The 21,354-nt window shown below is 68.0% G+C and carries 17 protein-coding genes; 1 reads left to right on the top strand and 16 read right to left on the bottom strand.

All coding sequences use genetic code 11. The features are described 5' to 3' along the window. Nucleotides 1-126: 126 nt before the first annotated feature. Nucleotides 127-1,452 (bottom strand): integrase core domain-containing protein, encoded by a 1,326-nt coding sequence (locus VFZ66_03575; protein ID HEX6288240.1) that lies wholly within the window; start codon nt 1,450-1,452, stop codon nt 127-129. A gap of 404 nt (nt 1,453-1,856) precedes the next feature. Further along, entirely contained in the window at nt 1,857-2,081 is a 225-nt protein-coding gene (locus VFZ66_03570; protein HEX6288239.1) for a hypothetical protein, read from the bottom strand. A gap of 239 nt (nt 2,082-2,320) precedes the next feature. Here VFZ66_03570 and VFZ66_03565 point away from each other — a divergent pair, with 239 nt between their 5' ends. Then, a complete protein-coding gene (locus VFZ66_03565) occupies nt 2,321-4,015 on the top strand; it encodes a S8 family serine peptidase (protein HEX6288238.1) in 1,695 nt (564 codons plus the stop codon). A 750-nt stretch (nt 4,016-4,765) separates the two neighbouring features. Here the strand turns inward: VFZ66_03565 and VFZ66_03560 are convergent. The 14 genes from VFZ66_03560 to VFZ66_03495 all read right to left on the bottom strand — a co-directional run bounded on the left by VFZ66_03560 (nt 4,766) and on the right by VFZ66_03495 (nt 21,233). Further along, nucleotides 4,766-6,361 (bottom strand): sialidase family protein, encoded by a 1,596-nt coding sequence (locus tag VFZ66_03560; GenBank protein HEX6288237.1) that lies wholly within the window; start codon nt 6,359-6,361, stop codon nt 4,766-4,768. A gap of 8 nt (nt 6,362-6,369) precedes the next feature. Beyond that, nucleotides 6,370-6,621: a hypothetical protein gene (locus VFZ66_03555; protein HEX6288236.1), complete on the bottom strand. Its 252-nt coding sequence runs from the start codon at nt 6,619-6,621 to the stop codon at nt 6,370-6,372. Between the two features lie 85 nt (nt 6,622-6,706). Further along, on the bottom strand, nt 6,707-7,906 hold the full coding sequence (locus VFZ66_03550; protein HEX6288235.1) for a DUF11 domain-containing protein: 1,200 nt from the start codon (nt 7,904-7,906) through the stop codon (nt 6,707-6,709). Nucleotides 7,907-7,992: 86 nt separating this feature from the next. Beyond that, nucleotides 7,993-11,751, bottom strand: coding sequence for an SdrD B-like domain-containing protein (locus VFZ66_03545; GenBank protein HEX6288234.1), 3,759 nt, complete (start codon nt 11,749-11,751; stop codon nt 7,993-7,995). Between the two features lie 12 nt (nt 11,752-11,763). Next, nucleotides 11,764-12,555, bottom strand: a complete 792-nt coding sequence (locus VFZ66_03540) for a hypothetical protein (protein HEX6288233.1) — start codon at nt 12,553-12,555, stop codon at nt 11,764-11,766. Nucleotides 12,556-12,575: 20 nt separating this feature from the next. Continuing rightward, entirely contained in the window at nt 12,576-13,220 is a 645-nt protein-coding gene (locus VFZ66_03535) for a hypothetical protein (protein ID HEX6288232.1), read from the bottom strand. Further along, entirely contained in the window at nt 13,217-13,636 is a 420-nt protein-coding gene (locus VFZ66_03530) for a hypothetical protein (protein HEX6288231.1), read from the bottom strand. Before VFZ66_03530 ends, VFZ66_03535 begins: the two co-directional genes overlap by 4 nt. Before the next feature lie 256 nt (nt 13,637-13,892). Continuing rightward, nucleotides 13,893-14,606: a hypothetical protein gene (locus VFZ66_03525; GenBank protein ID HEX6288230.1), complete on the bottom strand. Its 714-nt coding sequence runs from the start codon at nt 14,604-14,606 to the stop codon at nt 13,893-13,895. Next, nucleotides 14,606-16,705, bottom strand: a complete 2,100-nt coding sequence (locus VFZ66_03520) for a C25 family cysteine peptidase (protein ID HEX6288229.1) — start codon at nt 16,703-16,705, stop codon at nt 14,606-14,608. The genes VFZ66_03525 and VFZ66_03520 overlap by 1 nt, the downstream gene beginning before the upstream one ends. A gap of 10 nt (nt 16,706-16,715) precedes the next feature. After that, a complete protein-coding gene (locus VFZ66_03515; GenBank protein HEX6288228.1) occupies nt 16,716-17,168 on the bottom strand; it encodes a hypothetical protein in 453 nt (150 codons plus the stop codon). After that, nucleotides 17,168-17,662, bottom strand: a complete 495-nt coding sequence (locus VFZ66_03510) for a hypothetical protein (GenBank protein HEX6288227.1) — start codon at nt 17,660-17,662, stop codon at nt 17,168-17,170. Before VFZ66_03510 ends, VFZ66_03515 begins: the two co-directional genes overlap by 1 nt. Beyond that, nucleotides 17,659-19,965 (bottom strand): DnaA N-terminal domain-containing protein, encoded by a 2,307-nt coding sequence (locus VFZ66_03505; protein HEX6288226.1) that lies wholly within the window; start codon nt 19,963-19,965, stop codon nt 17,659-17,661. Before VFZ66_03505 ends, VFZ66_03510 begins: the two co-directional genes overlap by 4 nt. After that, complete coding sequence (locus VFZ66_03500; protein ID HEX6288225.1) at nt 19,966-20,913, bottom strand: hypothetical protein; 948 nt, start codon at nt 20,911-20,913, stop codon at nt 19,966-19,968. Next, nucleotides 20,910-21,233, bottom strand: coding sequence for a hypothetical protein (locus VFZ66_03495; protein HEX6288224.1), 324 nt, complete (start codon nt 21,231-21,233; stop codon nt 20,910-20,912). Before VFZ66_03495 ends, VFZ66_03500 begins: the two co-directional genes overlap by 4 nt. Nucleotides 21,234-21,354 lie beyond the last annotated feature (121 nt).

Raw genomic sequence — 21,354 nt, 5'->3', positions numbered from 1 at the left:
GTGCTGTTAGCTGCCAACCTGGGCCGCTGATGGCCTATACCGTGAGCGGGACTGTTGGGGGATAGAGTGTATTATTTTAGATCCTTGACACCCTCGTGAGGTCCGATCATCGTGACCCTGGAGTGCTCACATGCCTGCCGGGGCACGGCGTTGCTGGTGCCAGCGTTGGCGCTGTTCGCGACGGGCGTCCCGCACCAAGTGCTCCACAAAGGTTCCAAAGGAGATCCGTTGCCCCACCAATCCCTTGATCGGCAGCCGTTTAACGGCCTGCTGCTGGTGATAGACCACGAATTCTCGTGCCTCCGCATCGATCTGGAGGGTCACGTACTGCCCCCGGAGTGCGTGCCGGATGTAGTAGTCGGTATCGGCCACTGTCACACTCCCACCCTGGCGCACTTTGCGCGTGTAACACTGACCATGGAGCGTCGTGAGCCACTGATCCGGGTCCACCTCGGGCGGCACGGCAGGCAAGGTCGGGAGCACGGGAAAGGCAGTCCGCGGTGGCTGATTCCGACAGCTCAGCCCCTGATGTGGGCGTTCTTCATTGTAAAAGCGTTGGAAGTGCCGCGTGATCACGCGCACCTGATCTTCGGTCCGCGGCTGATAGACTCGTAAACATTCTTCCTTGAAGGTGCGGTGGTACCGCTCGACAAACCCATTGTGTTGGGGGTGGTGCGGCAGACACACGTCCACCTGCACCCCCAGACACAGCCAGAAGCGCACAAAGGCCGACGGGAAATCGCGCTGGGCGGCACTGCCGGGCGCCCTCTGGGCACAGCGCGGATCACGGTCAAAGGTGACCTGCTGCGGCAAGCCGTAGTGTTCCACGGTCTGTACGACGGCTTCCAAGGCCGTTTCGGAAACAAAATCGCCGCGCACCTGGGCATCGAGCAGGATCGAGGTGCCACTGTCCACAGTGTTCAGGACTTCCACGACATGCTGCCGTTTCCCATCCGGATCAGCGGGCACCGTGGACGCATCTTTGAAATCGAGTTGCCAGGCCGTGAGCGGGGGAGGACGTTCGAGCGGGTCCTTGGGGCGCGGCACCGGCGGCCCACTGCGACCGTATTTCCGTAAGATGCGCCAGATGGTGCGCGTGGAGCGGGGTGGCCGCAGACCGCGCGCGATCAACTCCGGATCGTGGGCGAGATAGTACTGTAACGTGCGGGGGCCGGGCGTGCGATGCAGGGTCGCGGGCAACTCGTCGCGCAACGCGAGGAGGCGCTCGATGACGAGGGGATGGGTCTGCGGTGGTGGGGTATGGCGCGCCCGCGGACGGCTCCACAAGACGCGCGGATCATCGGGCGAGGCGGCGCGCAAGCGGCGACGCCATTTCTTGACCCAGCTCACGGAGCGGCCCAGGTGTTGGGCCAAACGCGTTTGTGTCCACGCAGGATGAGTCCGGAGCACCGCACGGAGCGCGGCGCGATCAGCAATCCACTGCTCTTCCATCGCCCACCTCACTTCCAGGTTGCAGAGGGTTCTGGATGCGAGTGTAGCACCAACGATAGCAGCAGACACGATGTGCTAACCCCGTGTGGGTGTCAAGGATCTAAAATAATACAGATAGAGCACCAGGGGTGCTGCGTCCAGGAGCGGATATGTGTGTAGGATGCGAAAGGTATTCGGACTATACCACAGCTAGCTAGACTGAACGGTGCTGGAGCGCAGGATGCCCACAGTGCAGACACGCTGGGAACCGAGCCAAGGAGAACGTGCTGCGTAGGTGTCGTGAGGCCAGTCCAAAGACCTGTGGTATCAAGGGAGGTCAGTCCAGCTAGCTGCGATAGGGAGTCCAGGGATCTGTGATAGATGCGCCTCGATCACGCTTCCTCAGTCCGCATATCTTTGGTTTCCTACACCCACTGATGGTTCGCGACGACGCGCAATCCAGGCGCTCGCAGGGCAACGGTGATGGGATTGATCGGTCCCTCGCGCTGCGTCTGCTCACGAATCGTGGCATCAAGCGGACGTTCGAGGCTCGACCGATCCGTGCGACCGCGCCGTCGCGACCGAGTCGGGCAGCGGTGAACACCCTCGATCCGTTGACCACCGTCGATGCATCGAACAGCATGGTCCATCGACCGGTCTCTCGTAGTGGCTAAGCAGCAGCTTTCGGAGAAAGCGTAACAATCAATAACGCGCAACTACCAGAAGAAGGCGTGTCTCAAGCACCCTTCCCGTTGGCCGCTACATATGAAAGCGGTATATACTATCCCTGCTGATCTCCAAGATCAGATGCCCTACCCCAACCCACAACAAACCATACGTGTCAAGGAGGTGCTGCTCCTTTCACGTCTACGTCGTCGCTCCCCTCACGATGACCCACGGACGCCTGATCGCCTGTCGGTCGATTTATTCCATCGTGGAGAACCAAGCTATGCGTTGCACTCCGTTCCGATCGATCGTGATGGTCGCGCTCCTAGCGACGATGTTCATGCCACCAAGCGCCTTTGGCTCCCCAACCTCACTGAGCATTCGTCCGATCCTCGCTGCCTCAAGCGGCAAGGCGATTCCGAATCGCTATATCGTCGTCCTCAACGCGGAGAGCGATGCTCGTTCCGTGGCAGCCGTCGCAGGTGTGCGTCCCAGCCACCTCTACACCGCCGCGCTCAACGGCTTTGCGGCCGAACTCAACGCCGGACAGATCACCGCACTGCGCCACAATCCCAACGTCGCCTATCTGGAGCAAGATCAGGTAATAACCGTCGATGCGACGCAGCACATGGATGCCAACGGCGATCCGTGGGGCCTCGACCGCATCGACCAGCGCAATCTGCCCCTCTCGCGCACCTACACCTACACTGCTACCGGCAGCGGCGTGACGGCCTACGTGATCGACACCGGCGTGCAGGCCAACCACCCCGACTTCGGTGGTCGCGCTGCGAACGTGTACGACTCGTTTGGCGGCACAGGGGAGGACTGCCACGGGCACGGCACGCATGTCGCCGGGACGATTGGCGGCACGACCTGGGGCGTTGCCAAGCAGGTTCGGCTGCGCGGCGTGCGCGTGCTGGACTGCTCCGGCTCCGGCTCCTTCTCGGGCGTGATCGCGGGCGTGGATTGGGTACGGCTGAACGCGCAGAAGCCTGCGGTCGCCAATCTGTCGCTTGGTGGCGGCTACTCGGCCTCGGTTAACACCGCCGTCGCAAATCTCGCGAACTCCGGCGTCTTCGTGGCGGTCGCGGCGGGCAACGACTATAGCTGGGATGCCTGCCAAGTGTCGCCCGCCAGCACGCCGGAAGCGTACACGGTCGCGGCGTCCGATCGCACCGACACCAAAGCCAGTTTCAGCAACATCGGCGCGTGCGTGGACAGCTATGCGCCGGGCGTGGCGATCACATCGGCCTGGATTGGCAGCAGTACGAACACGATCAGCGGCACCTCAATGGCAACGCCGCATGTCGCCGGTGTCGCGGCGCTCTACAAGAGTGCGAACGGTGATGCCGCCAGCGCGACGATCAGCACCTGGCTGAACAGCAATGCTACGCCAAACGTGATCAGGAATAATCCCTCAGGAACCGTGAATCGCCTATTGTATGTCCCGCTGAGGAAATCAATGCCAACTGATTATGACGGCGACGGCAAAGCGGACCTCAGCGTCAAAGGGAATGATGAATACTGGCGCGTCGATTATGCCAGCAATGGCTTTGGGGGGAACTGGGATGTGATCGTTCCTGGTTATGGAGATGCCACGTATCGCCCCGTGCCAGCCGATTATGATGGCGACGGCAAAGCGGACCTCAGCGTCAAATCGGATGCTGGCTCCTGGCGCATCGATTATGCCAGCAATGGCTTTGGGGGGAATTGGGATGTGATCGTTCCTGGTTATGGAGATGCCACGTATCGCCCCGTGCCAGCCGATTATGATGGCGACGGTAAAGCGGACCTCAGTGTCAAAGGGAATGATGAATACTGGCGCATCGATTATGCCAGTAATGGCTTTGGGGGGAATTGGGATCTCATCCTCCCCGGCTACGGAACCGCCGATTATCACCCCCTGCCAATGAATTAGGAGAACGGCAAAGCGGACCTCAGCGTCAAATCGGATGCTGGATACTAGCCTGTTGCTGGACGGGGAGTGTCGCGCAAAACAGGGTAGATTCCAGCTAACTCCCGCGATCTTTATTGGTTGCGTGCTGCTATCGGAACAGTGGCAAGTGGTAATTTCCTTTAAGACCACGTTGGTGGTGCGGAACCAACGTGGTCTTAAAGGAGAGAACTAGTAGCTATGGAGCCAGGCTTTCAACACATGGAGTTGTTCGCCTCATCCGCCCTGCGCAATCGTCAATCCTGGGAGTTCCTGGAACACATCAAGCGATTCGAGGGCCTGACGATAGATCCAGCCCACATGGATGAACGTGTGGTCACATGTGGTGAGCAGCGCATGCACAGTGGACGCCCCCTGATGATCCAGCAGTGGCCGAAACCGCTCTGCGCGCCCCGGTCATTTCCTGGGGCGGAAGCGCGTCTGGCGGGGCGGGCGGTAGGCCCAGCGCCGCGCGGAGTTCGCTCAGTCGGCGATAGAAGGTGCGCTTAGGGAGCGGACTGGCCGCCGCTTCTTCCACCGTGCTGGCACGCGCCAGCACGGTGAGGATCGTCAATTTGTCAGCCAGCGGGCACGGTTCAACAGCTATGGCGGCGTGTCAAGGGGTGAGGTCTCGACACGCCGCCACCCGTGACGGATGTCCCAGTTCACGACGAACACCCGATCTCGCCGTGAGCATTCGTCTTCCTGGAACTGAATCCGACATCTTCAGGCCACCTACGACTGACCTGCATCCAAGATCGCTGACAGCCGCAGCGGACGGACCGAGATCCGGTGCTGATCATTCCGCTCGTCGACGGTGATCAGCCAGTGCCGCCGACCACTCGGTATGCCCCACACGGCCCCGCGTAACCCCCAGTCGGCGAGCAGCGGTGGCTGCATCTCGGCGGTCCAATCGGGCGTGATCGCGTCCTGCCAGGTCGCATCGGCGTCGAGCGGTCGCGACGCCAGGAAGGTCCGCATATGCGCGCCGTACTGCTCCCCGCGTCGTTCGATGTCCTCTTCCACCCAGCTCGCCACCACGCGATCCGTGGTCGCGTCATAGACCAGCGCCGGCTCGAAGCTGCCCGGCAGCCCGCGCCCATCCGCGTCGAAGAGCCGCCCGTCGCTGTAGTGCTGCGCGATGATCTCTTCCCGGCTCCAGCTGCTGCCCCCATCCGTAGAGATGACCGCAAACGCCCCACCGCGCGCGTTGCCGGGTCCGGGCGTCTGCGCCCAGGCCGCCGCGATCAGCCCATCTCCACGGGGCACGACCAGCAGGCTCGTCGCCACGATCTGTTCATCTGCGAAGTAGCGGCCCGTCTCCAGCGGCTGGCGCGCCCAGCGGTGGCCATCATCGCTCCACAGGATGCTGAGATGGGTATACGCGTGATCATCCTGCCCATTGAGCAGCACGACGCGCCGGAGCGTGCCATCCGACCGCTCCAGGAGGCTCAGCCAGCCGTTGACCTGGCGCATGCCGCCGAGATACGCGCTGATCTGCCAGGTTGCTTCATCCGGCGGACGATACGCATACGCCGCATCGCCGCCGTCGCGCTCCGGCAGCACCAGCAGCAGATGCAAGCCCCCGGCACCATCGCCCGTCAGCGCGCGCACGCTGCCCCGGTCCGGCAGCGCTGCTGGTTCGCTCCAGGTCGCGCCCAGATCGGCGCTCTCGACCTGGACGATCTGATCATCCCCGTCCTCGCCGTTGCCGCCGCCGCCGTAGATCACATGCAGCGTCCCATCCGGCGTGAAGGTCAGCCCCAGCCCGCCATAAAACGTGGCGACGGGATCGATATTCACGGTCTGCGCGGCACCCCAGACGCCGCTCGGCTGTTGGACGCGCACCCAGATCTGCCCATCGATCTCGTCGGGCGTGCTGCCGTAGCTGATCCAGGCGATGGCCGCCGTCGGCTCGTTGGGATGCGCCGCCAGCACGGGATTCCAGATCATGCGCCCCCAGGCCGTCACCAAGCCGCCCACATCGCCGATCTCCTGCGGGCCGCCGATCGCCGCTGGCACCTGGGGCGTCGCTGCCGGAATGGGCGTCGGCGGCACGGTCGGGATCGGAGTCACCGTGGGCGTGCCGGGAATGGGCGTGCAGGTCGGATAGACATTGGCCGTCGGCGTTACCGTGGGCGCGGAACCTGGCACGGTCGTGGGCGTGGGCAAACCGGCCAGCGTCGGCGTGGGCTGCGGCTGCGGCACGCCGTAGGGCCAGCACCCGCTCGCCACGGCGGTCGCGCGGGCCTCGCCCGCGGTGAGCGGCGTCTGACAGCCGGCGAGCAGCAGCGCCAGCAGCAGCAGGATGGAGATCGAGCGCAGCAACATCGGTATCCTCATGGGGTGCATGCGTAGGGGATCGTCAGGTCGTCGAGCGGGTCGGGCGGGATCGCCCACACCAGCAGCGGAATGGTCAGATCGTCGGCAGCTGCGCCGCTGACCGGCACGCGCGACGGCGGCAGGCCGCTCAGGGATTGGAGGACCGTGCCCCCCAGCAGGCACGCGACCCCCAGCAGCCACCAGGGGAGCAGCAGCCCCGCGAGCGGATCGACCTCGGAGGCCGGAGCGGTCGGGGCCGGGAGGAACACCCCGGCCCCGACCAGCATGGCAACGCCCAGGCCGAGGCCGGGCAGCCACCCTGCACGCAGCGAACGACGATCGTCCATCAGGAGGCTAGGCGCTGAGCGCGCGGTCGCGATCCAGATCGGCGGGCGGTGGCAGCGCGCCCGGCGGGGTGGGCGGCGGCAGCGCCGGGCCGAGCTCAGGCGCTGGCCCAGATGCGCGCGGTGCCGGCGGGGTAGCCAGGACCGGGGCAGGCGCGGCGGTTCGCCGCGGCGGGGCGGCGGCGTGCGGGAGCGCCGCCGTTGCCAGACGGCCCGCCCGCCGTCGCCAGGCCCACGCGCCCCCGATCGTCCCCCCGGCCACCAGGAGCACCCAGGGCAGCAGGCGCAGGGTCCAGGACGCGCGCGCCAGCGGATCGCTCGCCTCCGGCAGGAGCGGCTGCGGGGCGTGCCTGGGCGTGACCTGCGTCGTCTGCGTGCTCGTGGCCTTGGGCGTCGCCTTCGGCGTTGGTTTCGGTGTGGGCTTCGGCGTGGGCTGCGCCGCCGCCGGTGGCACCAGCTCCGTGCTCACGCTGCTCGTATTGTTGTCGTGTGGCCGATCGCCCTCGGAGCTGCTGGTCACGACGGCCACGTTCGTGATCGCGCCAGCAGGGACATTGGGACGGACCCGCGCCGTAATCGTGATCGTGACGGTGTCGCCCGGCTCCAGCAGGGACGGATACGCCGTCACGGTCTGCCCGCTGACGACGATCTCCCCCCTGCTGCTGTGCAGATCGACGACCTCCAGCGCGTCCGGGACGGTGTCCGTGACCACCACATCGCGGGCAACGCCGCTCCCCACATTGCGCACGAGGAGCGTATAGCGCACGGTCTCGCCCGGTTTGACGCGTGCCCGATCGGCCTGCTTCGCGATCGTCACGTCAGCGGCGGGCGGCACGGGTGTTGGCGCCGGCGGCAGCGGGGTTGCCGTCGGGGAGCGGACCGGCGTCGGCGGATCGGCAGCGTCCGGCGGATCAGGACGAGGTGGCGCAGGCGATGGCGACGGCGCGGTCGTCGGGACGGCGGTCGGCACCGCCGTGGGCACCGCCGTCGCGGCAGGCGGCGATGGCGACGGCGACGGCGATGCCACGGGATCATCCGTCGGCACGGCGGTCGGCGCGGGCGGGGTGGCGGTTGGGGAAATCGACAGCGGCCGGTCAGGCGCCGCTGCTGCGGGGAGGAACCCCACCAGCAGCGTCAGCAGACAGAGGCAGGTCACACCGCCGCTCAGGAGCAGGCGGCGCGGCAGGATGGGAAGCTTCGGGACAGACACAAGCGCATCTCCTCTAGAACAGTGCCCGTGGCGGGCAGCAGCGGCTGGGCTGATCATCCAGGATCAGCCCAGCGGCAGGAACGGTGTTAGCGGGCCATCGGGATATGGACGGTGGCGGTGCCAGCGGTGGCCGGGCCGTAGGGATTCTCCGTCCCGGTCAGTTCGACCTCGACCAGCCAGTAGTAGAGCAGGCCGGTCGCGGGCGCGTCCGTGTCCGTCCATGTGTAATCACCGCCCTGACTGCCCTTGGAGGCGACCGACGTCAGCGCGGTCGCCGTGGACCGATCCGGCGTGGTGCCACGCAGAATCTTGAATTCCCTGGTGTCCTGCTCGCTCAGCGTGCCCCAGCGCACCACGACGCCACCGGCTTGCTGTTTCGCCTGGAAATACGCGAGCTGGACCGCCGTCGAATTGGTCAGGGTGGTGGAGACGCTTGACGTGTTATCGCTCGGATCATCGCCCGGCGTGGTGGTTGCGATCCGACCCGTATTGGTTACCTGCGTGCCGTTGGGCGTCGCGGCGTCACTCCGAACCACCAGTGTGATCCGGCCCGACGCGCCCGCCGGGATACTGCCGATCGTCCAGGTCAGCACCTGACCGGATTGGCTCGTCGGCGCGGGCGTGGCCGACACAAACATGAGGCCACTCGGCAGCGTGTCGCTCACGACCACCCCAGCCGCGTCGACCGCGCTGGTGTTGGCATAGTCCAGCGTATAGCTGAGCTGACCACCCGCCACGGCACTCGCCGGCCCGGCCTTCTGAATGCGCACGTTGACCCGCTGCACCGCCGTCGTCGTACTGGAGGTGTTGTCGCCCGGCGTCGTGTCGCTGCTGGTGGTGGCGATCCGCGCGGTGTTGGTCAGCGTCGCCGGGGCATTCGCGTTGACCGTCGTCTGCACGGTGATCGTCCCCGACTGCCCGGACGTCAGCGTGCCGATGGTCCAGCTCAGGGTCTGCCCGGCCTGGCTCGTCGGCGCGGGCGTCGCCGAGACGAACGTGAGGCCGCTCGGCAGGGTATCGCTCACGACGACGCCCTGGGCGATGCCCGGACCATCATTGGTGTAGCTCAGCGTGTAAGTGAGCGTCTGGCCCACCACCACCGTTGCCGGCGCGGTCTTGGTGATCCGCACGTTGACCGGTAGGATCAGGCCCAGGTCGAGCGTCTGATTGTTGGTGTCGGCGATGACCGTGAACGACGGCGTCCGCCAGCTCGTGGTGGCATCCGCATCGCTGTCCAGATCATCCGCCACACCGCTCGCGTCGCGCGGCGCCGCCGTCGCGCCACTCGGCGGGACAAACGCGACCACGTAGGTCCCCGGCACGACGTTCGGAAACAGATACTGGCCCGACGCGCTGGTGGTCGTGGTCGCCACCACCGCCCCCGTAGCCGTATCAATCAAGCGCACGGTGACGCCTGGGATGCCGGGCTCCCCGGTTTCCTGACGACCATCGCCGTCGTCGTTCCAGACGTCGTTCCCGACGGTGCCGTTGGCGAGCATCGCCGCCATCACGCCGACATCGAACGTCATATTCGAGGTACCCGCTGGCTGCCCTGGAACGGAGATCGTCCGGCTGATCTGATCGGCATCGCTGTCGCTCGCGTCATTCCCCCCACGGTTCTGCGGCGACAGAATCAGGCCGGCCAGCGGCCCACCGGCGGCGAAGTTCGAGGCCGCCAGGCGCACGGTGTAAGCCGTGTTCGGCTGCACGTCAAACGCATACAGGCCGCTGGCGTCGGTCGTCGTGGTGCCGACCACCACGCCGCTCGCGTTCAGGAGTTCGATGGTGACACCGGCGATCCCGGTTTCTCCAGCATCCTGCACGCCGTCGCCGTCAGCATCCCGCCAGACCCGGTCGCCGATCACCGGCTGCGTGGTCAACCCGACATCGAAGCTGACGTTCAGATCGCCATTCCCGGCGCTCGGAATGGTGATGACGCCGGCCTGCGACGCATCGCTATCCAGGCCATCATTGCCACCGCGATCCGCCAGCGTCACGCGCAGACCCGCCAGCGGCTGCCCGGGCTGAAACATCACCGGGTCGATCCGCGCGACGTAGCTCTGCCAGGGACTGACGTACATGCGCCAGTTCCCGGACATCCCAGCAACACTGCCCGTCGTCACCGTTGCGAGCGGCGTCGCGAACGCGGTGTCGCCGGCAGCGAAGAGCTGCACGCGCACACCCTGAATGTCGCTCTCGCCGCCGTCCTGGATGCCGTTGGCGTTGGCGTCCAGCCACACCCGGTCGCCGATCGCCCGCCAGGGGCAGAGCAGCTCGACATCGCCGAGCCCGGCGGTCTTGGCAAAGGTGTTGTCGTTGGTCGCGTTATACAGCTCTTCGCGGGCGGTCGGATTGCCGCCGGCGGCGTCATACCAGGCCATACCAGCTGCGTTGAGCTGATAGGGCGTCAGGAAGCTCGTCAGCACCTCGCCGCCATAGCTGCCGTCATGCCGTCCTGGCACATAGGCCAGCGCACCCCATGACCGCTCATTATGGGTCTGGGGATCGTCGTCGGCGTACACTTCGGTGCCGGTCGTCGGCGCGCTCCACTGCCCGGTGCCCGCTGGCTCCGCGCGCAGCAGATCGCCGAAGCCACGGCCCTGCTGGCTGGGGATGAGATACGAGGTGCCGTTATCGCCGTAGCGATCGCGCAGCCCCAGCACCATCCCGCCCTGCTCATCCACCGTAATCCCGGTCAGGAGCGGCAGCGGATGGACCGATGCAAATTGCGTGTCCCAGGGCAACCAGGCGAGCGACAGGCCCGAGAAATCGCCGCGCTGCGCGTCGTAGTCGCGCAGGTTGAAGGCGACCGCTGGGGCTGCTGCCCATGTGCTCGTGCCCAGATCATAGCGCCACACGCCCGCCGAGAGGTGCGCGCGGTCGCCCGTGCTCTCCGCCGAGCAGGTGTAGCCGAGATAGATCGAGATCCGAGTCACGTGCAGCGCGAAGGGACGGAAATCTTGTTGGCCGCTCGCGCAGATCCCCGGATTCGGCACCTGCGGGAGGATCGTGAGGGTACTTTGGGGATCGGCGCTCCAGGTATCGAACCGATAGATCCGCCGCGTGTTCAAATTCACCGCGTATAAGAACCGCTCGTCGGCGTCGATCTCGACGTCGCCGAGGCTGGTCTTGCTGGTGTAATTCAGCACCGTCTGATCCTGGAACTGGGTATGCAACCCGCCGTTCTGCGGCGTGTAAGCCAGGCCATTGGGGAACGCCGCCGCGCTGCCGTCGCCGGGATCGCCAGGCACGCCATTGGGACCGGGGACGACATCGGGGACGACGACGTAGGGCGTCGTCGCGCCGGTCGAGCGGTTGACGACATAAATCCCACCGGGACCCGCCGTGCCGAAGCGCGTCACGCGCTTGGTGAACGCCCCCACAAACAGGCGAGATTGCCGCGCGGCTCCTGCTGGCGCCGCTCCATGTTGTCCACTGCTGTAGGCCACGCCATACACGGCCCCGGCCTCGCCAAGCGTGGACAGCGTGAGGTGGCCCGGCTCGCCGGGCGCGTCGGGCTTGCCGTCCCCAAACTCCAGGACGGCGGGATCGCCGGGGATCGCGTCGCCCTGGTTCGAGACGCTGGGATCGGTATAGCCACCCGGCGACCACCGGGAGCCAAAGCAGGTGGTGGCGAAGCGGGGCGAGACATGGGATGGCTGACCAAGATCCGCCCCAGCGCGGATACACGGCACGGTTGAGGCGTAGGCCAGCGACGGCTGGTTGGTGTCAAGCTGGGCCTGGACCGCCGTGAGCGGGTAGCTACTCAGACCGAGCAGCACCGCAAGGAGGATCAGCACCGGCAGCAGCTTGAAGGACGGGAAACGACGAAGACGATGTGGCACAGCAAACTCCTTTTAGGGGGTACCGGCGTTGGCCATCTGCGCCCCATGGCGGCGCATGACGGCGTGGGCAAACGGGAGTAACAAGGCGACTTCGCCCATGTTCCACCAGAAATGCACGCTAATACGCGGCGCGCTCACCAGCGGCGGCGCGAGCTGACAGAGCAACGCCGTTGGGGCGTATTGCCAGCCCGCGGTTTCGAGCCAGCCGTGGCGGCCCAAGATGCCCGGCAAGCCCTGGGCAAACGCCAGCGACACGTCCTGGGACCACAAGACCAGCACGGCGTCCAGGTACGTGATGAACAGATACGTATGCTCCAGCGAGTGGGCGAACGACCAGGCGAACATCACATAGCCCCACGGATGGCGCAGGCCCTGGTTCAAGATCCAGAGCACCGACAAACATACCGCCCAGTTCCAGAAGAAGTGAACCGTCTCGACGTTGGCAGCCGCCAGAAGACCACCGGCCGCTTTCCCGGGCCACCCAAGATAGTGGAACTGCACATACTGCGCGATGTGTTCAAAGGTATGAAACCCCTGGAGCGCCAGTAACATGGACAGGGCCGTCAGCGGCGCGCCCCATCGTGCAACATCATCGCGCCATTTCAAGAATGCGGGATAGGCCAGCAGACCCAGCGTCAGCAGGGTCGCGCCGGAGAGGGGCATCCCAGCACTGACCATCAGGAGGCCACCGAGGAGGAAGCCGAGGATCAGGGCCAGCAGCAGCGGACGGGTCCGCTTGCGCGGATGGATCAAGGTCAAAAGCGAGGCGCGCGGGCCGCGCTGAGCGGCTGGGACATCGAGCATACCAATCCTCCCAGAGGTCGTTACGTCGGCTGGCTGACATCTGGGACGCAGACCTGCACGCGCCAGTGATGCACGCGGCGCTCCAGTTCCAGGGACCCGCCGATCGCAGAAAGTTCGTCCCTTAAGCGCGCTCGCGCGGCGGCATGCGCCTCCCGTGCCAGGCCAGCCGCATCGGAATCCACCGTAATGACCACCGTCTCGGCCCCATCGCGGGGCAACGTCACCACCATCGAGAGCGCGCCATCATTGACCGCCGTCATCACGACCACTAGCAGGGTCTGGAGCAGCGTCACGGCTGGTCGGTGCGGCAGCCAGCACTGCCGCTGGAGCTGATTGGCAATCGCGACCACGCTCCCTTCCGGCGGGATCATGGACGTAATGGTGGTGGTGAGGGCATCCAGCAGCAGCGTCACCGACTCGGTCAGCGCCACGAGGTGGTCCGGCCCCGTGTCCTCGATCAGGCCGGTCAGGATCGTCTCCAGCACCAGGATGCTCGCCTCGGCATTGCTCCAGAGCTGGGGCCGTAGATCCTCAGCGTCGTCTGCCTGCGTGAGGAGCGCGTGCCGGCGAAACTGGGCGGCGCGGCGAAACAGGTCATACGCGACGGTGAATGCCAGCGGGAAGGGTACGGCCGTGGGCGGGGACACACACGAGCGCAGCGTCATGCAGCACCTCCGTGCCAATGCCACCGCTGGACCGGGGCACTGACGTCGGGCAGCACGAGCGTGCCAGCCGTCATGCGCGGCACCATCTTCAGCACATCCCCAACGTACCGTAGGGCCAGCACCGGATCGACAATCGCCGCGAGCCGCGGCACAGAGGGACACAGCGTTTGGGCGGCGACGATATGGGGCGTGATGAGCACGACCGGCTGCGCCACGCGGCCGAGCCAGAAGCCATACGGCACGGGCGGGTGGTGGAGATCCAGCACGACGACCAGGGCCGCCACCGCGACCGTGCGTGGCAGTTCCTGGTCCACGGCGAGCACAGAGGGCCGAAATTGCGCGCGCGCAATCAGCCGCACCCATTCCAGTTCCACCGTCGGATCGGCAACGGTGACACCAACATACGATGATTCCACGTTCGCCCCCTTGCGCGGATCGCTACCGTCAGGATAGCGAAGGAATGGCGGGCTGGGGGATCAGTTAGCTGCCAAGATGCGCCGGTGATGGCCTACGCTGCGTCCGGGACCGTTGGGGGATAGGGAGCGGGTGGGGAGCAGCGAGGATCTGACCGAGTGCCGAGCTGAGGAAGCGCGTCGCAGGGCGACCCTGATGGAGCACGCCATCATCGGTGGGGGTGCCCGAGCGGACGATGATCAGGGTCCCGTGGAGGAGCTACGGGTGCGCCGGTGGCGCTGCCAAGGCGTCCAACAGCAGGTGCAGCAGCGCGGACGCCCGGCCACGATACATCCGGGCTGGCACGTTGCAGGCCAGCCGCAACTGGCGCAGTTTCCGATAGAACGTCCGCTCTGGCAGTAGTGAGATCGCAGCCGCCCGCTCAATGCTCGGGGCATGCGCCAGGGCCACCAGGATCGCCAGGAACCTGGGATCGACCGCCGTGAACGGCGGGGCGGACACGTCCAGATAGGCGGGTCGGACCTGCGGGGCCCGGGCCGGGCCGACGGCGCCACAGTGCCGCAGCCACAGCACGAGATCCGCAGACGGCACCGTTTCCGACGCCACCGCATAGACCGACGGACAGCTCGCCGCCAGGCGGTGCAGCACCCGATCCGCTGACCGCGTCAGGATCAGCGTGGGCACGTGCGGATACCGCGTGGCCAGCTCGTGGAGCACCGTGACTTGCATGATCGGATGCATGCTGACGGTATCGAGCAGCAGGGGACCCGTGAGGGGTGGGAGCAGCGGCACGTCGGATGGAGGTGGCACGTCCTCGTGATCGCACTGGAGCAGGAGCACATGGCAGCCAATGCCCGCCTCCTCCAGGCGGCGGATCAGCGAGCGCCGACGGACCACCGTGGACATCAGCGACACCGAGACGATGGGGCGGTGATCGCGCGCCGGTGCCAGGTCGCGGACAGCCAGGACCATCAGCGCCTCGCGATCGGCACCCACGCGGTCGACGTCGGCACAAATGGCAGCGCCACGTCCGGATCGCCCAGAATGCCAAAACTAAAGACCAGATCATGGTGGCCGGCCAGCACCACCACGCGCAGCCCGTCCAGATGTGCTTCGCCCAAGCTCCGCCGTCGCCCATCCTGGGCAAAGAGCCGCGGCACCAGGCCCTGGAGCAGCACCGCATGCGCCGTATTTACCCCCTCACCCGTCGCGGCCAGGCTGGCAACCGCGCCGCCCTGCGGCCACAGCACGAGGCGCTCATCCGTGGTCATGAGCACGGGATTCGCCCAGTCGCCGCTCAAACAGGTCATACTCAAGAGGATCGGCAGCCGATCGCCATTGGTGCGGGCATCGGCGTCGTACACGTACCACAGATAGGGCGTCGGGGCGTCGGGCGTGGTCGCCGCCCACTGCCACTGCGAGGCATGGCCGACATAGACCCACAGCGCCGCGCCCGTCGGCGTGGTCGTCGAGAATGGCGGACACGCGGTATCGTAGCGCGATCCGCCGTCGAGCGCCCGCATCAAACGACAGCGCAGCTCGGCGACATTCCGGTAGGAGCCGTTCCCCGTCACGCGATCCGGGGCGTAGAAGAAGCGCTGGATCTGCATGCCCCGTGGCAGCACGGACACGACCGTCTCCGCGGTTGCCACAAAGCTCCCGGCCGGATCGAGGCGACCATCCGGCTCGCGGTCGTTGTCGGTCAGCAGCAGCGCCCGGGTGCGCCAGGGTCCCGCGGGCGGGGCGGTGAGGTACTGCGCTGTCTTGCGCACGATCGTCTGCGCCTCTCCCAAGGTGCGGGCCGGCAGCCGTCCGATCGGCAGCTCCGGCAGCAGATCCTCAAGCGGATCATCCGTATCCAGACGGGTGTAGCAGGTGTCACAGGCGATCTCGCCGCGCACCGGATCGGCGTCCACGAGGTAGGGCGGGATCAGGGTGGGGTCCACCTGGCCGGGATCGACGCGCATGCGCACGCTCCCCGCGCCAACCAGCAGCACGGCGCGCGGCGCTGGCTGCCAGGTAGCGACGGCCGCGCGGATCAGGGAGCGGATCGCTTCAGGATCGCGCTCGCCCCAGGCCCAGGCATCATACGCCGTCTGCACGTCGACCACACCAACGGTGTCGCCGCGCTGCTGGTGCGCGACGATCAGCGGGTCGAGCGCGCTCCGCAGCGATGCGTGGGTGATGATCAGGTAGGACGCCCCGGATTGGCCCGGCGCTGGTCCCGCGCCTGGATCGAACCCCGGCCCACGCTCGACGCTTGGCGTGTGGGGCGTCGCGGCATAGGCCGGCCGCACGTCGGGCAGCGCCACCCAGTCGAGCAGCACCGTATCAGGCTGGTCGCTCGCAATCGTTACGTCAAGCTGAAGCACGCCCGGCAGGATCGTGAACGGGAGCAGCACCGTGCCCAGATACGGCTCGGTGCCCGGCCAGGTCAGGGGATCGAGCGCGCGACCATTGGCGCTGAGCGTCAGCGTGTGCGGCTGTGCCCGCGTCCCGACGACGGCGAGCTGGATGCGCGTCCCGGCAGGCGCGCTCACGGGCAGCGTCAGCGCGATGCTGGTCCGATCGCGATCCGTCCCGCGGACCAGCTCCCGGCCATACCAGCGGTCGCCACGCAGCGACGGCCAGCGCGTCTGGTAGAGCACGTCCTCTTCCCAGCGGATCGGGTCGCCCGGCGCAAGCTGGGGCGTGCCGCGCAGCCCTGGCGTGTCCTCCAGGGACAGCCAGGACACCGACTCGCGGCTATACCGACTCGGGTTCAGGTGGCCGATGAACTGAAGCACATCACCCACATCCAGGCGGCCATCGCCGCCGTCGTGGATGTCCAGGGGCACCTCCTGGCCGTGCTGCCACAGGTGGATACGGCTGGGATCGAGAGTCGCCAGATCCCAGCCTGCGGCTGCGAGCGCCGCCGCGTCGATTTGCTGAAGCCCGGCCTCGGTCATGCGCACGCGCAGCGCGTGGGGATCGGCGACCAGGGGATTGGCGACGGGCGGCGCGGCGGCAATGCTCGGAGCCGGGAGGAACAGGGTGCTGAGGAGCACGATCAGCATGAAGCAGGAACGCATCTCGTCTCCCCTAGCCCGGCAGCCGCTCGTCGAGCAGCCGCGCCCGATCCGCCAGCCGCAGCGCCAGCTCCTGCGCGTGCTCGCTCACGGCCTCGGCAGCGTCTGCCAGCGACCGCAGCGCGCCGGGATCGGTGAGCACCGCCACGGGCAGCCTGCCGTCGGGACAGCGCGGCATGAGCGTCGCCCAGGCGGTCATCAGCTCGCCCAGCGTCGCTGTCAGGCCGTCCGCATTCCCATCCAGCGCGGCAACCGGCGCGAGCGCGGCATCGAGCTGGGCCAGGGCCAGATCCGCCTGACCGGCCCGCAGCAGCTCGGCGAGCTGGGTCAGGAACAGGGGCAATGCGTCGGCCTGCTGCGCGGCGGCATCAAGGAGTGGATGGTCGCCGGGCGCGGCCTCACGCAGCGCGGCGCGCTCGGCGCTGGTCAGCAGCAGCGGCGGGGTGGTCAGTTCAGCAGTGATCATCAGAGATACCTCCAGAAGACATGACGGGGCGGCGGAACGGTCAGCGGGGGAGCCGCGACCGCGCGCAGGGCGTCGAGCGCGGCATGGGCCTCGGCGAGGGCCGCGTGGGGCACGGGGATCGGCGGTATCCGCTCCCGGTGCGCCTGGGCGGGTGCGCGGCAGGCCAGCTCAGCGAGCGAGCGCCAGTCGCTATACAGCAGCGTGGCACCAAGCCGTCGGGCAGTCTGCCGCAACAGGCGGCGGTCGCGGGCCAGGTGCGCGCTCCCGACGATCCGGCCCGTGAGCAGCGCCGCGAGCGGCGGCCACACGCCAGCGAGCGGCGGCGCGTCCGGGCACGCGGGCCGGATGCGCGTGTGCAGCAGCACGTGGCCGTGCCGGTCGAGGAGCGCCACCGCCCCCAGCCCGCGACCGCGTGGCTCGGTCGCCAGGATGACCAGGCGGTCGTCCGCGAGCAGCGCGCGGGCCGTGGTCGGGCAGGAGACGTTGCGTGTCATCGCCAGCCGCCGGACGCCAGCCCCTGCTCCAGCACCACCTGCACCCGGATGGGCTGCCGCGTCTGCTGCTGCAAGGTCTGGGCGATCAGCGGCGCGTACGTCGCCGCCACCTTGTCGCGGGCAAAGATGTTGGGCGTGCCGACGATCGCCTCGCCTGACGCAAGCTCGAGCAGCGCCGTCTCGTGCAGCCAGGTCGCGTAGTCCTGCGCGGGCACGTGCTCCGACAGCCGCCGCTGCACCGTGCTCCAGAGCTGCTGCCACGCCTGCTGCTCCGCGGAGATCGGCGTGGGTGGGGGTGGCGGGGGCGGGGGCGGCGCTTGCGGGTGGGCTGCACGCCGCGCTCGGAGCTGCGGATGCGCGTGCGGGAACTGCCCGGAGCGGATGCCCCAGGTCAGCCAGGCGGCACGGTTGTGCAGCGCGTCCGCGCGGGCGTCGGCCTCGGCGATCCAGGCCCGCAGGTAGTCCGCGGTCATGTCCGGCGTGAGCAGCGTCACGCTGACCCCAGCCTCCTTCAGCAGCGCGCGGCGGGGATCGTCAGCAGCGCGCGCGGGCCAGTCAGCTAACGGCAGCGGCGGCTGCTCTGGACGTGTCGCGCGCGTGACCGCGCGGCGGAGGGCAGCGGGCGAGACGCGCGGCGGGGGGTGATCCCGCCAGCGCTCGATTGCCTGCCAGCACCCATCCGGCTGGGATGCAAAGAGCGCGTGGAGCGTCACATAGTCGGCGCGGCCAACGTCCCGCAGCCCAACCACTCGCCCGACGGTGCGGTAGGCGTGCAGCAAGGCATGCCAGTCGCGGCCTGTAGGCGGCTGCGGGAGCAGCGTCGGCACGAGCGCACATGCCTGCTGCACGCCCGCCTGGAAGGTGTCGCTGGTGATCGCGTCGCCGAAGGTGCAAGGCCGCAGCGGGGGCGGGAGCGCCATGACCGCTCGGAGCGCGGCCAGCACGACGCCGACGGGGATCTGCTGGCGCTTGAAGCGGCGCTCGGCGGCCTTCTTCTCGCCCGGCGTGTGCGGGTAGCGCGTGTCGCTGCCACTCAGGATGCGGTGGACCTCGCGCCAGAAGGCCAGGTCCTGCCGCGTGCTGGCGAGCTCCTCCGCGCGCAGGTGTCGCGCGATGGACAGCAGCGTGTCGCTGGCGGAATCGTCGATCGTGTCGTTGTCTGAATCCTGAGTCGTTAACGATTCCTCCGTTAACGATCGATCCGGGAGCGACACGTCCCGATCCGCCAGCGACACCTGCGCGGGCGGCTCCTGGGGCCGATCAACGTATCGTGTCGCTCGCGGATCAGGATCACGAGCGACAGGTCGCTGATCCGCCAGCGACAGCGTACGGGGTGTCGCTGGTGGAATGGGATCACGAGCGACACGCTGATGATCCGCCAGCGACACGTTGGAGGGTGTCGCTCGTGGATCGGGATCACGAGCGACACGCGGCTGATCCGGCAGCGACAGCGTACGGGGTGTCGCTCGTGGATCGGGATCACGAGCGACAGGCGGCGACACACTGGCGACACAACGGCGACAGAGTGGCGACAGATCGGCGACGGCGGCACTACCCCTGGCGGCACGCGCCTCGGTCGTGGGACTCGTCTCCGGCGCGGCGGTAGGCGGGAGCGCCGCTCCACCGGGATCGCTGCTCCCCGCCCCGCCCGTGCCGCCGTCTCCATCCTCCGGCTCCTCATCCGGGCGCTGCGCCTGCTGCTGCCGTGCCCGCGCGCGCTGCGCCTGCGCCACCCAGGCCCGCGCCCGGCGGCGATACACGCGCAAGGCTGCGGTCCCATGGAGCTGCGTAAAGAGCCGCGTCCAGCGCGCATCGTTCAGCAGACGCGGCACGAGATCGGGCCACGCGCCGTCGGCGTAGAAGCGATACGCGGGCTCCGCGTTCTGCAAGATCCCGCCCTGGCTCAGCACCCGCACCGCCGCCTGGCCAATGGCGTGCTCCGGGTGCGTCGGATCGAGCGCAGGCATCAGCGCCGTGAGCACCCGATCCAGCGTGTCCCAGTCGAGCACGCGCGGCGCCGGGTCGGCAGCGGGCGCGGCGTGGGGCGGCACCCACGGCGGGCGCTGGAGCAGCCCCGCAGCGGTCAGCAGGTACAGCGACCCGACGACCTGCCACGGCTCGGGGAGGCCCAGCCGCGCCTGGAGCACCGCTGGAGCGGGTGTCGCAGGCGTCCGGCGCTGTGCCTGCTGGTGCGCCCCCAGATCGGTGAGATAGGCGTAGAGAAAGACCCCGGTCATGCCGACGAGCGGCGTCCAGTCCAGCGTCATGAGCGGGGGGGTGTGGTCAGGGGTTCGTGCGAGCATCTAGGCATCCTCCTCACGCGCCTGCGCCAGCCGCAGCTCGGCGGCGATCCGCTGTGGCAGTTCGTTGATCACGATATAGATGCGGGTATCCTCGTAGAGGCCCCGGTCGACATAGCTCCGTACGATCGCCCGCCGCTCCCAGCCCTGGAGGAACAAGGTCAGCACCTCGGCGTGGAGTGGCGCGCGCACCCGCCAGGACGCGGCGATCTGGTGCAGCCGTCGATGGGCCGCGCGGGCACCGCCCAGCGCGCGGACGAGCCGCCGCGCCGCCGCCTGCTGCTGCGGCTGCGCCCGCGTCGCCCGCCGGAGCGGGTAGGGCGTGAGCCAGCCGAGCAGCAGCGCCACATCCGCCGCGCTCCAGAGCGGGACCTGCGCCGCCTCGACGGCGTGCACGACGCGCAGCGCGGCCCGCTGATACGCCTGCGTCGCCCGGTCGGTGGGCGGGAGCGCGGCCGGATAGGTCGCGAGCCGCGCGAGGCGCGCCCGCATGGCCGGGGTCAGCGGGCGATGCAGCACGAGGTGGCAGCCGGCCAGGTACGCCTCGGCGTCGAGATCGGGGGCCGGCGTGCTCGTCAGGCCGATGAGCCAGGCCGGGTGGAGCGCGCCGCGCGTCATCTGCTCAGCAAGCACGGCGGCGAGCTGCGGCGCGGCCAGCTCCGGAAAGCCCGGCGCGTGGGCGTGGAGATCGAGCAGGATGAGCGTCAGGCGCGGCGGCGCGGCGGCGGCCAGGCGGCGGACGGCCCGATCATAGCCGTCGAGGAGCGTCGGCACCGGGCTGACGGCGACACCTGCCGCGCGCAACGCGGCGTGCAGCCCGGTAGATCCAATCGCGAGCACGTGCGGCGGGATCGTCGGGGGGTGGGCATGGCTGCGGCCCGGAACGCACGTCGCGATGCTGGAGGGTGCAGCGCATCCCGACGGCGCGTGGAGCTGGCAGGGAGGGCTCATGCGGCACCTCCGTCATCTGCCGATGGCGTGGCGCGCGCCGCCCGCCAGGCTTGGAGGCGCTCCCGGCCGGCGGGCGTGATCTCCAGCTTCGCGGGCCAGCCCGGCTGCGTCACCGTGATGCGGAGCAGACCGGCGCGCTCCAGGCCATGCAGGGCGTTGTGGGCGACCGAGGGCGCCGACATCCCCAGCGCGCGGGCGATGATCCGCTGCGAGGGCGACGCGGCGTGCTGCTGCTGGAAAGTGGCGATGTGATCGAGGACGGCGAGCCGGTCATACCGCCGCTGGACGCGGCGGGGGACCGGCTCCGGTTCGGTTAACATACTGCTGCCTTTCGGGTAGGCAGCCGGGGACGGCGGATTGTCGGATGCCACAGGGCATGCTACAATCCACCGCGTAGAGCGACCGCTCTACGTCCGGCTGCGCGGCTCTCGTGTCAGTTGG

This window comes from Herpetosiphonaceae bacterium, from assembly GCA_036374795.1.
In the GTDB taxonomy this organism is placed as follows: Bacteria; Chloroflexota; Chloroflexia; order Chloroflexales; family Kallotenuaceae; genus LB3-1.
The sequence above is the reverse complement of the archived record's forward strand: the minus strand, read 5'-3'. Positions and strand labels throughout refer to the sequence as shown.